We start from the raw sequence: 14958 nt of genomic DNA on the forward strand, positions 1-14958 counted from the left end.
GGCCCGCCATCGTGCCGGCCCGCGTTCGTGCTGCTGAGCGGTATACCTGTGAGTCATAGTTATGACTCACAGGTATACCGCTCGACCAGGTAACTGGGGCGCTGGTCGAGTCGTCCCTGCCGCTGTCGCTCTGGCCGTAGTTGCTGGTTACTACGATTCGCTCGGTCGGTGCTCCGCCCCCGCGCCTCGGGCCGGAGGCACCGGGCCATCGTCCGCCGGCGACGGCGAGGTCGGCACCGGGTGGGCAGCGCCGGGTGCCGAGGCGGCGACCTCCTGATCGGTAGGCGCCGCCGGCGTTCCGGAAAACACCGCGGGCGCGGACGACTCCCCGCCGACGGCGCGACCAGCCGAAATGGCACCGGACGGGGTGGGTACACCGCGCGGCATCGACCCGACGTGACCCGATGGCACGGGCACCCTGCCCGGGGCGGGCGGGGCGCACTGCCTGGTCAGCCAGTCCAGGCCGCGCCGACGGGCAACCACCGTCAACCGGTCACCCGCGAAGATCACCTGTCGGGGGTCGAGGTCCTTCCACCAGATCGTCTTGGTGCCGCCCGCCGGGGTGCGGGCGATCAGCCGGACCTGCCCGTCCCGGTTGGCCACACCCAGCGGTCGGCCGTCCAGCTCGGAGCCGGCGGCGACCGGCACCTCGGCGACCGGCAGCGCGTGCCGGTCGACGGGGATCGTGGTGATCACCGCGCGTTCGGTGAGCGCCCCGATGAAGGCCGGGGCGGCCAGGTAGGAGACCGAGCGGGACACCCCGAGGGCGAAGGTCTCCTCCACCCGTTCGGCGAAGTCACCGTCGAAGAGCCGCAGCACCACGCGCAGGTCGGCGCGGAGGTCGCGGGCAGCGAGCGCAGCCTCCAGGTTGGCCACGTCGTCGGTGGACGCCACCACAAGCGCCTGACAGTCGACAACCGACGCGGCGGCCAGCGTCTCCGGCAGCGCGGCGTCACCGACGATCAGCGGCACCCCCAGCTGACGTGCCAGGGCACCACCGCGCGGCTCCGGATCCTTGTCGATCGCCACCACCTCGACGTCGTACTCGCGGAGCTGCGCCATGACGCGGGTGCCGACGTTGCCCAGGCCGACCAGTACGACGTGCCCGGCCCGCGCGGGCTGCACCCGGCCGGTGTGCAGGGCCAGCCGGGCGTTGACGATGCCGTCCACCACGACGGCGGTGATCAGCGGGATCAGCGCCAAGCCGGCCAGGTTGAGCACCACCTGCATGATCTGCGCGCCGGCTGACTTGGTGGTGTCCGGGTCGGCGCCGCTGAGCGTGGTGACCAGGGTCAGGTACAGGGCTTCCAGTGGGGAGGCTTCCTCGGTGCGGGAGATCAGCGCCCCCAGCACCGCGATCACCGCGAGCACCAACATCACCGCGACGCCGATCTTGCGGGTGGCGAAGCCGCGTACCGCTCCCAGCAGCACCGTGACCGGACGACGTCGCTGGCGGGCCCGGACCAGCCGACGGGCGGCGACCTCGGTGCCCGGCGGCTGACCGGTCGCCTCGGCGAGCACCAGGTCCGCGCCGGCCTGTTCGGCCGGCAGCAGCTCCACCCCCTGCGCCTCGGTGAGGTGGGCCAGGGCGCAGACCACGTCCTGCGGGCGGACGTCGGCGCGCCGCGCCACCCGGAGCGTCTTGTCCCGATGTTGGAAGGAACTGGGGTCGACCTCGCCGAGCGCGGCGGCCACGAAGGCCGGCGCGGCCATCTCGGCGTCGGAGAGCACCTCGACCGGGGCCCTGATCAGCTTGCGCACACCGTCGGCGAGGGTGCCGTTGAACATCCGCAGCACCTGGCGGACCTGCTGATCGACGGCCTGCGCGCAGAGCGCCGCGTGCAGGTTGCCGACGTCGTCCTGGTGCAGCAGGGCCAGCCCGGTCGCCCCGGCCAGGCCGGCGGCCTCGAAGGTGGCCACGTCCAGCCGATCCGAGCGGACCACCCGAAGACCGCGCAACCCCGCCACGTCCGGGCCGTTGCTGCGGTAACGCTCCGGCACCACGACCGTCACCCGCGCCCCGCCGGCCGGCAGCTCGGATTCGAGCATCGCCCGGGCCACGTAGTAGGCGAGCGCGTCCTTCCCGCAGATCACGTAGTGCGGGCGCGGATCACCTACCGACCGTAGCCGCCAGTTCCACTCGACCGCCCGTCGCGCCCGGTCCCGCCACGGCTCCGCCATGCCCGGATCGTAATCAGCACGGCCACGGTGGGCGACCCCGTCCGGATCATCCCGCGCCCAGGCATGCCGGCTCCCGCGACGGGTAGTGCAGCCGCATGCAGACGTTCCTCCCGTACCCGGACTTCCTGGCCAGCGCCCGCACGCTGGACCAGAAGCGGCTGGGCAAACAGCGGGTGGAGGCCATCCAGGTGCTGCGGGGGCTCACCCGACCCGGGTACGGCTGGCGTAACCACCCGGCGGTGAAGATGTGGGCCGGGTACGAGGAGGCGCTGACCCGCTACGGGCTGGACATGTGCGCCGTGTGGACCGAGCCGGGGCGGGCGGACACCTGCGCCACCACGATGACCGTGGACCTCGCGGCCGCCTGTGGGGCCGGCGTCGTACGGACCCAGGACGAGCTGGCCGAGGCTGGTGAGCTGCCGCCGTGGCTGGGTCGCGACGACCTGCACCTGAGCCACCGCTCGTCGCTGGTCCGCAAGGATCCCGAGCACTACCGGCCCCTCTTCGGTGACGACGTTCCGCCGGACCTGGAGTACGTCTGGCCCGCCTCGGACCGCGCGCGCCGCTGCCTCGCGTAGAGGAGACTGGGCAGAGAGAGGTAGGTGTCCATGGCGCTGTCGCAAGTGGCGGGTCGGCTCATCGGCGTACGCCAACATCTGGTGGACCCGGGCGGCGGTGGCGCGGACCGCGTGCCGCGACCGAGCGCGGCGGTGGTGGTGGGTGGCGGCATCGCCGGCATGTCGGCGGCGGTGGTGCTCGCCGAGCGGGGCGTGGCGGTCACGGTGCTGGAGGCGGCACCGACGCTCGGCGGCCGACTGGGCGCCTGGCCGGAGGCGCTGGCCGAGGGCAGCCAGCAGAACGAGCACGGTTTCCACGCGTTCTTCCGGCAGTACTACAACTGGCGGTCCATCCTCCGCCGGATCGATCCCGACCTGGGCTTCCTCAAGCCCATTCCGGGTTACCCGATCCTCAGTGCGCAGTGGCCGACCGAGGAGTTCGGCAGGCTGCCGCCCGCACCGCCGGCGAACCTGCTCGCGCTGCTGTTGCGCAGCCCCAGCCTGCGCCTGGGCGACCTGCGCCTGATGGACCGGGACGCCGCGCTGCCGCTGCTCACCTACGACCCGGTGCGCACCTACGCCGAGTTGGACGACACCACGGCCGACGAACTGTTGGCGTCGCTGCGGCTACCGGACCGGGCGAGGGCGATGCTGTTCGAGGTCTTCTCGCACTCGTTCTTCAACCACGAGGCGGAGATGTCGGCCGCCGAGATGGTCGCCCAGTTCCACTTCTATCTGCTCGGCAACCCGGAGGGGTTGGCGTTCGACTGCCCGGACGAGGACTACGCCACGGCGATCTGGGAGCCGCTGACCCGGCACGTCGAGAAGCACGGCGGTCGGGTCCGCACCGGTTGCGCCGCGACCGGGGTGCACCGGGACGCCGAGGGCTGGCGGGTGACGACCACCGACGGCGGCAGTCATCCGGCGGGTCACGTCGTGCTGGCCGTCGACCCGCCGGCGCTCGCGGCGCTTGTCGCGGCCTCCCCCGACCTGGTCGAGCAGGCACCGGAGCTGGCCGCCCGGATGCCCGCCTTCGGCCGCCCCGGCCCGCCGTACGCGGTGGCCCGGTACTGGTGCGACGGGGACGTGGCCGCCGAGCGGGCGGTGTTCAGCGGCGTGTCCCGCCAGCCCACGCTGGATTCGGTGACGCTCTACCACCGGCTGGAGAACGAGTCGCGGCGCTGGGCGCGACAGACCGGTGGGTCGATCATCGAGCTGCACGCGTACGCCTGCGAGCCGGGGGTGCCGGCCGAGGAGTTGGCCGAGCGGATGCGCTGCGAGCTGGTCGCGCTCTGGCCGGAGGCCGGCGACCTGCGGGTCCGCGAGCTGCGGGCCCGGGTGGAGGCGCAGGCGCCGGCGTTCACGCCGGGCAGCCACGCGTGGCGACCGGGGGTACGCACCGACGCGTCCGGCCTCTACCTGGCCGGTGACGGCATCGCCACGGACTTCCCGAGCGCGTTGATGGAACGCTCCGCGGCGACGGGCATCGTCGCCGCGAACCACATCCTGCGTGCGGAGGGCGGCGCGGCGGAGCCGGTGCGGTCGATCCGGCCTCGGGGGTTGCTGGCCGGTCGCGGCACCCCAAACCGACAAAACACAACATAAGCATCGGTGCGCTGTCGTACGCTTGGTTGATCAACCGTCGATCGACCGGGCGGGAGGGCAGCGGGGGATGTCGCCACTGCACCGCGCCGGCGCGGAGAACCGCCCACCAATCGGCGAGATCGGCCGCGACGACGCGTACCCACTGATCCGCGACGAACGCGCCTGCATCGTCACCGCACTGCGCCTGGGCTGGTGGATGGCGGACGCCTACCACCACGGGCAGCACACCGAGTTCGGCGCCCCCGTCGAGGCCCGACCATCCGTACCGCCGGCCAAGCTCTCCAACCTCACCGAGATGTCCGCCCACCGGCGGATGCGCATGTACCTCGACGGGGTGGACGTCGCGCTGGCCCAGATCGCCGAACTCACCCGGCACACCGGGGCGGTGCCCGACACGTCCGCCGCCCGGACCCTGCTGCCCGACCCGGGTCGGCCCGACCCGGCCGATCCGGTACCACTGCTGCTCGCCCTCGACGACCTCAACGTCGAGGTGCTGCGCTGGGCGATGGCCACCAACCACCGGGTCGGGCTGGCCTACCGGCTGGGCCGATCAGTGGCCGACACCGTCCGAGCCGGCGACGCCGCCCAGTTGCTGAAGCAGTTCGGGGGGCGGCAGATCCAGATCAGCCGCTGGCTGGACGAGTTGGCCAGCGTGCTGCCGCCGTACTCGGCCGCAGTGGTGCGCCGGTCGCTGGCCGCCTGGGCGACCGCGGTGGACCGGGCCGGCCACGGGGACCCGGCCGAACCGGCGCCCGCCGAGCTGAGCCGGGCCCTGCGGGGCCAGGGTGACCTCTGGCGGGACGTGCTCACCGGCGGCCTGCACCCCCGCGACCTGCTCGACGAGGAGGACTACGCGGTGATCGCCCGGAACCTGATCATCCGGGATCGGCGGCTGGTGGCGCAGGCGGCGCGGGGCATCTTCTGGCCCGTGCTCGTACCCCTGCTGCTGGTGCTCTTCGCGGTGGTCGGCGTGAGCGCCGCCGCGGCCGCCGGCTCACCCACCACCCGGGCCACCGTAGCCCTGGTGGGTCTCGGCGCCGGCCTGGCCGCGATCTGGCGGTCGGTCTCCGGGCCGGCGCTGGCGGTCGCCGGCGAGGTCAACCGGCCCCTGCTGGACAGCGAACTCACCGCGCGCATGGCCCTGCGGCTGGACCGGCCGCTGACCGCCGCCCGGCGCACGGCGGTCGTCGCACCCCGGACCCGCCGTCCCCGCCGCCCGGAGGAGCCGGGCGGCCGATCGAAATACGTTGCCCCCCTCACCCGCCCGGACCTACCGTGATCAGGCAAGGTCAACCACCGCCGCGGGAGCAGATCATGACGATGTCGCACGTCAGCACCGTGCCGTCGACGCTGCCCGGCGACGGCTGCCGAGCGGAAGGTCCCCGGGCGGGCCGGCCCGACTGACGCGTACCCGTACGCGCCGAGCCGCCCCGTCCACCAACCGGACCGGGCGGCTCTTCGCTGTCCGTCACCATCGTGAAAGGAGCCCCGGTGGACGCCGTCCTCGTCATCAACGCCGACCTCGGCCCGCTGCACCGGGTCACCGTTCAACATGCCGTCCGGATGCTCTGCCGCCGGGTCGCCGAGATCCACGAGGCCGAGCCGGACCAGGTAATCGGCGTCTTCCCGATGCCCCGGGTGGTGCGGCTGGTCCGCTACGTCGTCACCAGGTGGAGGTTCAGCGCCGGGCCGGCCTGGTCCCGCGCCGGGGTCATGCGCCGCGACGACCGCTGCTGCGCGTACTGCGGTGGGGCGGCCTCCACCATCGACCACATCCTGCCCCGCTCGCGCGGCGGCCGGAACACCTGGCGGAACACCACCGCCGCCTGCTACGGGTGCAACCAGCGCAAGGGTGACCGGACGCCGGCGGAGGCGGGCATGCCGCTGCGCCGGGAGCCGGTGAACCCGGGCTGGGGAGCGCTCGCCGGGCGGTGACGGACCGGCCGGCGGGAACGGGGGGCCGCGTCCCGGGCACGTCCCGGAGCGCGGCACCCGTCGGCCCCCGGGTCAGGCGGCGCGTTCCTTCACCTGCGGGTTCGGGCGGCCGTCGGGGCAGTTCACCCGGATCTCGCTGCGGTGCTCGGTGGAGGTCAACTCGACCCGGATCTGCTTCGCCGGGCCCGGGTCGTAGGCCTCCGCCCGAAATCCGGGCGCGAGTGCCACCGCGAGCACCTCGGCGGACTTCCCCACGCAGCGGACGGTGATCGTCCCTCCTTGCGCCTGCACGGGCACGTCCGCGGAAAGGGTGGGCGTCGACGCGGCCGGGCCGGGCGTGGTCGGCGTGGGGCCGGGCGCGGTGGCGGTCGGGGCCGCTGTCGGGGCGGGGGTCGCCGTCGGGCCCGGACCGGTCGGGGGGCCGGTCCGGGCAGCAGCCGCGGTGTCCTGGGCCGGCGGGACGGCGGACGGCCCGGTCGTGATCTCGTCGGCCGGCTCCGGGGCGCGTGACATCCCCACGGCGGTGGTGCCCGGGCCCCGGCCGGTCGGGGGAGGACCCTCCCCCGGTCGACGATTGCCGAAGTCGCCGAGCGACCCGGCCATCGTGATCGCGGTGAGCACCGCGCCGCCGACCGCCAGGATGGCCCGACGACGACGCCGACGCCACGACAGGCGTCTCGTCGGAGCGGCCGAGTCGGCGGTCGCGGTGTCGGTCGGCTCGGCTGAGCCGGCCTCCGGCGCCGCCGTTACGCCCGTTTCCTCTGAGCCGACCCCCGGTGCCGCGGTGACGCCCGTTTCCTCGGACGTCGCTCCGGTCATGGCGGCGAGCAGGATGCGGGCCGCCTCGGCCGCCGGCGGCCGGTCGGCGGGGTCGCGGGCCAGACACCAGCGGTAGAGCCGGTGGACCTCGGGCGGCACGCCGTCGATCTCCGGCAGCGGGTCCGGCTCGACGTGCGTGTGCGCGCGGAGCATCCCGGTCTGCGTCTCGGCCGACCACGGCAGCCCGCCGGTGAGCACCCGGTGCAGCAGCAGGCCCAGGGCGTACACGTCGCAGGCCGGCAGCACCTCGCCGGCCTCCAGTCGCTCCGGGGCGAGATAGGCCGGAGTGCCCAGCAGCCGCCCCTCGAAGTCGATCTCCGACTCGCCGGCGACGGCCGCGATGCCGAAGTCGAGCACCTTCGCGCCGGTCGGCGTGAGCATCACGTTGCTCGGCTTGATGTCCCGGTGCACCAACCCCTGTACGTGCGCGGCCGTGAGAGCGGAGGCCACCTCGGCGCAGACCCGTAAGCCGGCACGCGGCGGCAGCGGCCCGGTCGCCAGCCGTTGTTCGAGAGTGAGACCGCCGAGCAACTCCATCACCACGAACGGGACCGGCGAACCGTCCACGGGCGACTCGCCGTAGTCGTACACGCCGGTGACGTGCGGATGCGACAGTCGGGCAGCCGCCTTGGCCTCGGCGCGGATCCGCTGCCGAGCGAAGGTGTCCGAGGCGACGAGCACCTTCACCGCGACATCTCGTTCGAGCACCTCGTCGTACGCCCGGTGCACCACCGACATTCCGCCACTGCCGAGACGCTCCAGGAGCCGATAGCGGCCCGCAAGCAACTGATCACGCTGCACGACGGACAGCCTGCCGTACCGGCCGGCAGCGGACCACCCCCTCCCCGCCGGTAGCCCGCGCACTCAGTCGTCGCTCGGCGGCCGCCAGGCGAAGCGCGGCGCACGCCGCTCGGCCATCGCCGCGACCCCCTCGCGGGCCTCGCCGGTGGTCAGCACCTTCCGATGCCACCAGGCGATCCGGGCCGCCCCGGCCCGGTCGTCGATGATCTCCTTCGCCGCGGCGACGCTCAGCGCCGACCGTTGGGCGATCATCGCGGTCAACTCGTCCACCCGCGCGGCGAGCCGGTCCGGTGGCAGCACCTCGTCGACCAGGCCGACCCGCAGGGCCCGCTCGGCGTCGATCAGCTCGGCGGTGAACAGCAGGAACTTGGCGGCGGACGGGCCGACGAGCCGGGCCAGCCGGCGGGTCGTCGGTGCCGGATAGACCAGACCGAGCCGGGCCGGGGGTACGCCGAAACGGGCGTCCTGCGCCGCGATCCGCAGGTCACAGGCGACCGCGAGCTGAGCACCACCGCCGACGCAGGCACCCCGGATGGCCGCGACGGTCGGCTTCGCGAAGCCGGCCAACCGTTCCTCGGCGGCCACCGCGATGCTGGCGTCGCCGGCGTCCAGCAGCTCGGACAGATCACCCAGGTCCGCACCGGCGCAGAAGGCGTCGCCCGCGCCGGTGAGCACCAGCGCCCGCACGTCGGGGTCGGGTTCCAGCCGGTCGAGCAACTCCGGGAGCTGACGCCACATGGCGGCGGTCATCGCGTTGCGCCGGGCCGGGTTGTGGATCACCACCGTCGCGACCGGCCCGGTCACCTCGACGGTCAACTCCGCGTCCGACACGTCCGCTCCTTCCGCGCCACCGTGGAGCGACGCCGCCAGCGCCGCGCGCCGGTCCGGCCGCCCGCGCCGCGCGCCGCTGCGGCGACGATAGCGAAGACGATCGGTCAGGCCCGCCGCAGGCGCGCTGACGAAGCAATCTTGGATAGTTTCCGTTAGCGCGGGCGGGCTGTGTCCAAGATTGCGGAACGGCGCAGACTCGGATGGGGAACCAGCGGTTGGAGTCGCGCGTCCGACGGACATGAGACCCGCATCGACGAGTGCTGTCACGGTCGCACTCCTGGCCGCGCTCCTGACCGGTTGCACAGGCGTCGACCGAGCTCCCACCACCCCGACCACCACCGCTCCCGGCCCGGCCGACACCGCCACCCCGCCGCCGACCGTCGCCCCCACCGGCGGCCCCGCGACGAGCGGCACACCCACCCAGGTCATGTTGCGAACCTCCGGCGGCTTCGCCGGCCGCGGTGACGCCGTGACCGTCGAGCCGGACGGTCGGTGGACCGCGGTCGACCGGGCCGGCAGTCGACGTACCGGCCAGCTCACCCCCGCCGACCTCGGCCGCCTGACGGGACTGGCCGCCGACCCCCGACTGGCCGCCGAGGCACGGCAGCCGACCCGCTCGACCACCTGCTCGGACGCGTTCAGCTACCGCCTCACCGTGGGCGGCATCGAGACCGGCTACGTCGACTGCCCGGCCGACGCCGCCCCACCGCCGGCCACCCAGGCCCTGGTCAAGCTGCTCCTGCAGGCAACCGGCACTCAGACCAGGTAGTCCGGGGGCAGGCCGGTGCCCCGCAACTCCGGCGGAAGATGGGCCACGTCGTTGACGGCGATCAGATTCGGCGGGCCGGCCGGGCCGTACCGGATCACGGTCAGGCCCGCGTTGTGCAGGTTCAAGCCCAGCCAACGCCGCTCCGGCGCGTCGAGCGCGTGCCGCACCAGCCAGGCGATCAGGAAGCTGTGCGTCACGACCAGCTCGCGGACCGGCTCGCCGTCGGGGGCCTCCCCTGGAACCGGGCCGGCGAACCGCCGCACGGCCGCCGCCGTCACCCGCGGCCCGCCGACCCGTTCGGCCGCCGAAAACTGCGCCAGAAACTTGGCGTACGCGGGCGGCAGGCCGGCCGGGTCCGTGTCGTGTGGGAGGTGGTCGCCGGCCAGCTCCGACGCGTACACCGGGATCTCGGGCAGCGACCCGGCGACCAGCTCGGCGGTCTGCGCGGCCCGGCGCAACGGCCCATGGTGGACGGCGGCGAACCGGCGGCCCCGCAGGCGCTCGCCGAGCAGCTCGGCCTGCTGCCGGCCGCGCTCCGTCAGGCCCGTGTCCGGCTCTCCGGCATCCGACTCCCGCACGGCGGTCAGGTCCTGCTCGGCGTGTCGGGCGAGGTACAGCAGGCGGGTCAGCATGCCGCCCACCCCAACACACCGGGAGGTGCGGGCTCCACCGCGCACCTCCCCGTCCTGCGGCCGTCAGCCCAGTCGACCCGGCCGGACGCCGCTCGCGTCCGCTCCCCCTACGCGCGCGGGAACATCTGGCCGATGCGGATCCGGTTGCCGAACGGGTCCCGGATGCCGAAGTCGATCCCGTACGGGCGCTCGGTCGGCTCGTCGGTGATCTCGACGCCCTTCGCCACGAGTTCCTCGTGCGTCTTGTGGGCGTCGTCGGTGGTCATGAAGAGGTACCCACCCAGGGCGCCCTTGGTGAGTAGCTCGCGGACCTGCTCGGCGGTGGCCGGGTCCAGCGCCGGTGCGCCCGGCTTCTCCAGCAGGATCTCTCGCTCCGGGTCGCCGGGCAGGTTGACCGTCAGCCACCGCATGAAGCCGAGATCCTGGTCGGTGTTGACCTCCATGCCGAGCTTGTTCACGTAGAAATCGAGCGCCTCGTCCTGGTCGAGGACGTAGATCTGGGAGCGGCTGATCGCGTTCATCGTCATGCCCATGACGCTAGAGGGCGCCCGTGACCTGCTGCTTATCCAAAACTACTTGGTCGGGTCCAAGCCTTGGCGAAGCACGACGGCACGTTGCCCGGCGCGACGCGGTGCCGCCGGAAATCCGAGGGTGACTCGCCGACGATCTGACGGAATGTCCGGCTGAACGTGCCCAGGCTGCTGAAGCCGACGGCGTAGCAGATGTCCGTCACGTCCCGATCGGACTCCACCAGCAACATCATCGCCCGCTCCACCCGGCGGCGTTGCAGGTAACGGTGCGGGGTCTCACCGAACGTGGCCCGGAAGGTGCGGATGAAGTGCGACTCGGAGACGTACGCGATGCGGGCCAGCGCGGGGATGTCCAGCGGCTTGGCGTACGCCCGGTCCATCGCGTCCCGAGCACGCAGCATCGCCCGGTTCGACTCCTCCACTGCGCGACTCATCGGCCGCCCCCGCTCCGCTCGCTGCCGGTGCCCAGGCTACCGCCGGCGCTCTGGCCGACGCCGGGCTGCCCCTCGGAGCGAACCGACAAAGACAACGCGTTGCCAGCCGGAAGACAAAGGGCTGGCCCGGACTGCTTACCTGGCATCGTTGCTGCGCTTAGTTGCCGGCCATCTTCAGCAGCTTACTGCTACACAAGGGAAATATGACCTGCTCGTGAGCGCCACCGAAATCCGACGTCCCTACCCCGGGACTGTCAAGCTAGTCACCCAATTTGACTGGCATAGCCACGGTCGATGCAGGCAGGGTGACCCGTTGTCACGTTGTACCGACCTGCGTGTTGCGTCGAATTAGAAGATCAACAAACCCGTCGAGCGAGAACCTAGGATCTTGAGCAACGGCGTTAGTGGCGAGCATCGGCAGGGAGTGTTACGGAGTTACCGTCTTCGAATTTCGCAACTCCATGAATCGCCTTACTGCAACACTCGGCATTTTGTCGATAGCAAACAGATCCACCGCATGGACGTCGCCCGCCCCGTCCACCAAGGTGATGTGGATGTTGAACTCCGCAAGCTCCGCAAGCGCCTCTAGGCTAAACCAGGCAACTTTCAATCCCTGGTCATAGTGCCCGATGGGAGGACTGGGAGCGCCCCGCTCAAGCCATCTGATGAAGTAGTCCCGGCCATCTACAAGGCCTCTGGAGGCAAGGGCTTGGTTGATCTCCGAAAGGCGGCACAGCGTGGAAGCGGGCTGACCGACAAATCTGATCGTGTAACGGAAGTCGCGGATAACTGCGTGGCCCGGCCCGCCGTTGTGTAGCCAGATCCTCCAAGACGTGCTGTCCTTACTGAACTGCGCCCCTTCATCATCGATCGCAAAGGCCATAGAGGGACGATTTGCGCTAGCCCATTGCAATCGAGTTAACAGCAATCCAACCGCCAAGGCGAGTAGACTCGCGCTCGCATCAATGCTCAAGAACTTCATGCCGGCATCCGAAGCCTGTGGGCTGTTTGAATTTTGGCGATAAACTACCCACGCCAAGTTGGCGGACAAGATGACGATGAAGATCAAAGGCACATAAACAAACAAGAATGATCGAGATACAATTCGCTGCTGGGCGATAGCATCGTCCTCGGGGTCGCGTTGCGCGATGGCCATTTCACCTCCAGCATCTTTCCCGATTTCCGCACAGACCGCGCACACTTACTACTCGATTGAACAATATCACTTCAAGCGTTAGCCGAGATGGACCATTTGGGCGTTTGTAACTTACCTGGCATTCGTCACCAACCGATCCGCCTACCAGCGTCCCGTTCATAGGGAAAGTTGCTCCAGTCCGCACGCCACGTCAAGGCTGCCTTGACACCGGATCTCGACTCGGACGATGGCGCACTACGGCGACAGCACATCGTGCGGCGGGTCGCCGGGCAGAAGGCTGCCGGGCAGCTCCACGAGCAGAACGCCATGACCGAGGACTCGGAGGTGATCTTGCCGCTGCCCGAGTTGCCCTGGCTCACCTTCCTCGGACACCAGGAACGGCAGCAGACCGATGCTGTCCACCGGCCGCCTCGCGGCAGTGCCCCTCGGGAAATGCCTGATGGAATTGGAGCCCCCGGCCGGGATCGAACCGGCGACATCTCGCTTACAAGGCGAGTGCTCTGGCCAGCTGAGCTACAGGGGCGCGTGCGTCGAGGTCAGCATAGCGAGTGACGTCCGGATATCCCGCTCGCGAGGCCTCCCGAGCATTGGAAACGTCAACAAGCCGACGCGCAAGGGTGCACGGGCGTGTCGGTTGATGGTTGAGCGTGCCCGACTGCCCGAAATGCGTAGGACGTGGGCCAGGTTGGGTGCCGTCCTGCCTTGGCAGCAGGGGGAAACCCGTTTACGGTTCACTGACACGGGAGACAGCCCGGCGCCCTCGCGCGCCGAGCCGCCGTCCGCTGACCGGCACGGATACGTGCCGGTCGCTCCTTCACTCGGATCGTCCGGCACGTTCCTGCCGGTGAAAGGAAGCGCTTCACCATGGCTACGGTCACCTATTCCAAGGCATCCCGGGTCTACCCGGGCCAAGAGCGTCCCGCCGTCAACGAGCTCAACCTCGAGATCGGCGACGGCGAGTTCCTCGTCCTGGTCGGCCCCTCCGGTTGCGGCAAGTCCACGAGCCTGCGGATGCTCGCTGGCCTGGAGGACGTGGACGCCGGGTCGATCTACATCGACCAGCGTGACGTCACCCACCTTCCCCCGAAGGCCCGTGACATCGCGATGGTCTTCCAGAACTACGCGCTCTACCCGCACATGACGGTGTACGAGAACATGGCGTTCGCCCTCAAGCTGCGCAAGACCTCCAAGTCGGAGATCGACCGGCGGGTCAAGGAAGCGGCAGCCCTGCTGCAGCTGGAGGAATACCTCAGCCGTAAGCCGAAGGCGCTCTCCGGTGGTCAGCGTCAGCGTGTCGCGATGGGCCGCGCGATCGTCCGCGAGCCGCAGGTCTTCCTCATGGACGAGCCGCTGTCGAACCTCGACGCCAAGCTGCGTGTGCAGACCCGTACCCAGATCGCGTCCCTGCAGGCCAAGCTGGGCGTCACCACGGTCTACGTCACGCACGACCAGGTCGAGGCCATGACCATGGGTCACCGCGTCGCCGTGCTGCTCGACGGTGTCCTCCAGCAGGTGGACACCCCCCGCGCGCTCTACGACACCCCGGCGAACGTGTTCGTCGCCGGCTTCATGGGTTCCCCGGCCATGAACATCAAGACCGTGGCGCTGAACGAGCAGGGCGCCGAGTTCGCCGAGCTGAACATCCCGCTGACCCGCGAGCAGGTCGCGGCGGCCCGCGCCGAGGGTGGCGACGGCAAGGTGACCGTGGGCTTCCGCCCGGAGGACTGCGACCTGGTCAGCCCGACCGAGGGTGGCATGCCGGTCGTGGTCGAGCTGGTCGAGGACCTCGGCTCGGACGCCAACGTCTACGGCCACGCCGCACTCGGTGGCAGCTCGGAGCGCTTCGTCGTCCGCACGGACCGGCGCACCATGCCGAACATGGGTGACACCGTGTTCGTCAAGCCGCGTACCGGCCGCAGCCACGTCTTCCACGCCGCCACCGGCGGCCGGATCTGACGTAACGCGCAACCGACAGGGGCGGTCCGCTTCGGCGGGCTGCCCCTGTCGTCGTACCGGTGGTGGCTCTTCACCCCGGGGAGCCAGCGCGGATGTGGCTCTCTGGGGTGACTCGGCACGGCGGGTCGCGCTCGTAACCTCGCGGCACGCCCGACCCGAGGAGACGCCGTGTCCGCCACCGCTCAACCGATCAACAGTTCCCGGTCGTACCTGCTGGTCCGCCTGGCCGGCCGCAGCCTCGTCTACTGCGCGACGCTGGTGCCGGTCGCCCTGTTCGCGCTGGTGACGACCCCGTGGGGCGGGGCCGGTGCCGCCGTCGCGCGGTGGCGGTCCCTGCGTACCGGACTGCTCGGCGCACCCCCGACGCCCGTGCCCGGCCGACGACCCGGCCCGGTCGCGGTGCTGGGCCACGCGCTGCTCAGCCTGCTCCTCGGCGCGGTGGCCCTGCTGCCGCTCGGCGTCCAACTGCTGCTGGTGCTGCGTGGCGTGCTCTACGGCGTGGTGGTCTCCGGGCCGTACGACGATGCCTGGGGTGGTCCGACCCGGGCCGGCGCGTGGCTGGTGCACTTCCTCGTCGGCCTGCCGATCGCTGCCGCCGGCCTGGCCGCGCTGATCGGGATCGCCGCCGTGCACCAACGGCTGACCCGGCGCCTGGACGGGGAGCGAGGTCCGCGCTGGTTACTCCCGGCCACCCTGCTGATGGCGCTCGCGGGGGCGCTGCTCTTCGTCTCCTGGACCCGGCAGATCTGACG

Annotated in this window: 15 protein-coding genes and 1 tRNA gene; 7 read left to right on the forward strand and 9 right to left on the reverse strand. The window is 71.3% G+C overall.

Annotated elements, in window-relative coordinates; translation table 11 throughout:
* Window positions 1–150: 150 nt before the first annotated feature.
* On the reverse strand, window positions 151–2181 hold the full coding sequence (locus AB0C25_RS07705) for an NAD-binding protein (RefSeq protein WP_357370653.1): 2031 nt from the start codon (window positions 2179–2181) through the stop codon (window positions 151–153).
* Between the two features lie 95 nt (window positions 2182–2276).
* Here AB0C25_RS07705 and AB0C25_RS07710 point away from each other — a divergent pair, with 95 nt between their 5' ends.
* The 4 genes from AB0C25_RS07710 to AB0C25_RS07725 all read left to right on the forward strand — a co-directional run bounded on the left by AB0C25_RS07710 (window position 2277) and on the right by AB0C25_RS07725 (window position 6278).
* Window positions 2277–2759 (forward strand): MSMEG_6728 family protein, encoded by a 483-nt coding sequence (locus AB0C25_RS07710; RefSeq protein ID WP_357370655.1) that lies wholly within the window; start codon window positions 2277–2279, stop codon window positions 2757–2759.
* 30 nt (window positions 2760–2789) lie between these two features.
* On the forward strand, window positions 2790–4343 hold the full coding sequence (locus tag AB0C25_RS07715; protein ID WP_357370657.1) for an FAD-dependent oxidoreductase: 1554 nt from the start codon (window positions 2790–2792) through the stop codon (window positions 4341–4343).
* Window positions 4344–4410: 67 nt separating this feature from the next.
* Window positions 4411–5622 carry a hypothetical protein gene (locus AB0C25_RS07720; protein WP_357370659.1) on the forward strand — a complete coding sequence of 404 codons (1212 nt, stop codon included), beginning with the start codon at window positions 4411–4413 and terminating at the stop codon, window positions 5620–5622.
* Window positions 5623–5834: 212 nt separating this feature from the next.
* The gene (locus tag AB0C25_RS07725) at window positions 5835–6278 is read left to right on the forward strand and encodes an HNH endonuclease (RefSeq protein WP_357370661.1); all 444 of its coding nucleotides are present in this window, start codon (window positions 5835–5837) and stop codon (window positions 6276–6278) included.
* A 72-nt stretch (window positions 6279–6350) separates the two neighbouring features.
* On the opposite strand, the gene AB0C25_RS07730 is transcribed toward AB0C25_RS07725, so the two are convergent.
* Both AB0C25_RS07730 and AB0C25_RS07735 read right to left on the reverse strand, forming a co-directional pair.
* Window positions 6351–7898: a serine/threonine-protein kinase gene (locus AB0C25_RS07730; protein ID WP_357370663.1), complete on the reverse strand. Its 1548-nt coding sequence runs from the start codon at window positions 7896–7898 to the stop codon at window positions 6351–6353.
* Window positions 7899–7961: 63 nt separating this feature from the next.
* Window positions 7962–8729 carry an enoyl-CoA hydratase/isomerase family protein gene (locus AB0C25_RS07735; protein ID WP_357370665.1) on the reverse strand — a complete coding sequence of 256 codons (768 nt, stop codon included), beginning with the start codon at window positions 8727–8729 and terminating at the stop codon, window positions 7962–7964.
* Between the two features lie 238 nt (window positions 8730–8967).
* Between AB0C25_RS07735 and AB0C25_RS07740 the strand changes: the two genes are divergently transcribed.
* Entirely contained in the window at window positions 8968–9498 is a 531-nt protein-coding gene (locus AB0C25_RS07740; RefSeq protein ID WP_357370667.1) for a hypothetical protein, read from the forward strand.
* Here the strand turns inward: AB0C25_RS07740 and AB0C25_RS07745 are convergent.
* From AB0C25_RS07745 to AB0C25_RS07770, 6 genes are all read right to left on the reverse strand, one after another.
* Window positions 9486–10130, reverse strand: coding sequence for a histidine phosphatase family protein (locus AB0C25_RS07745; protein ID WP_357370669.1), 645 nt, complete (start codon window positions 10128–10130; stop codon window positions 9486–9488). The genes AB0C25_RS07740 and AB0C25_RS07745 overlap by 13 nt on opposite strands.
* Window positions 10131–10237: 107 nt before the next feature.
* Window positions 10238–10657, reverse strand: a complete 420-nt coding sequence (locus AB0C25_RS07750) for a VOC family protein (protein ID WP_357252672.1) — start codon at window positions 10655–10657, stop codon at window positions 10238–10240.
* A 35-nt stretch (window positions 10658–10692) separates the two neighbouring features.
* Window positions 10693–11094 (reverse strand): helix-turn-helix transcriptional regulator, encoded by a 402-nt coding sequence (locus AB0C25_RS07755; RefSeq protein WP_357370671.1) that lies wholly within the window; start codon window positions 11092–11094, stop codon window positions 10693–10695.
* A 427-nt stretch (window positions 11095–11521) separates the two neighbouring features.
* Window positions 11522–12250: a hypothetical protein gene (locus AB0C25_RS07760; protein ID WP_357370673.1), complete on the reverse strand. Its 729-nt coding sequence runs from the start codon at window positions 12248–12250 to the stop codon at window positions 11522–11524.
* Between the two features lie 234 nt (window positions 12251–12484).
* Window positions 12485–12652, reverse strand: a complete 168-nt coding sequence (locus AB0C25_RS07765; protein ID WP_357370674.1) for a hypothetical protein — start codon at window positions 12650–12652, stop codon at window positions 12485–12487.
* Between the two features lie 44 nt (window positions 12653–12696).
* Window positions 12697–12773: transfer RNA gene (locus AB0C25_RS07770), tRNA-Thr, on the reverse strand.
* 341 nt (window positions 12774–13114) lie between these two features.
* Between AB0C25_RS07770 and ugpC the strand changes: the two genes are divergently transcribed.
* Together ugpC and AB0C25_RS07780 are read left to right on the forward strand one after the other, a co-directional pair.
* Window positions 13115–14206, forward strand: a complete 1092-nt coding sequence (gene ugpC / locus AB0C25_RS07775; RefSeq protein WP_357370676.1) for a sn-glycerol-3-phosphate ABC transporter ATP-binding protein UgpC — start codon at window positions 13115–13117, stop codon at window positions 14204–14206.
* Between the two features lie 168 nt (window positions 14207–14374).
* Window positions 14375–14956, forward strand: coding sequence for a hypothetical protein (locus AB0C25_RS07780; RefSeq protein ID WP_357370678.1), 582 nt, complete (start codon window positions 14375–14377; stop codon window positions 14954–14956).
* The last annotated feature ends 2 nt before the right edge of the window (window positions 14957–14958 follow it).

This window comes from Micromonospora sp. NPDC048839 (assembly GCF_040649915.1).
Classification (GTDB): Bacteria; Actinomycetota; Actinomycetes; order Mycobacteriales; family Micromonosporaceae; genus Micromonospora.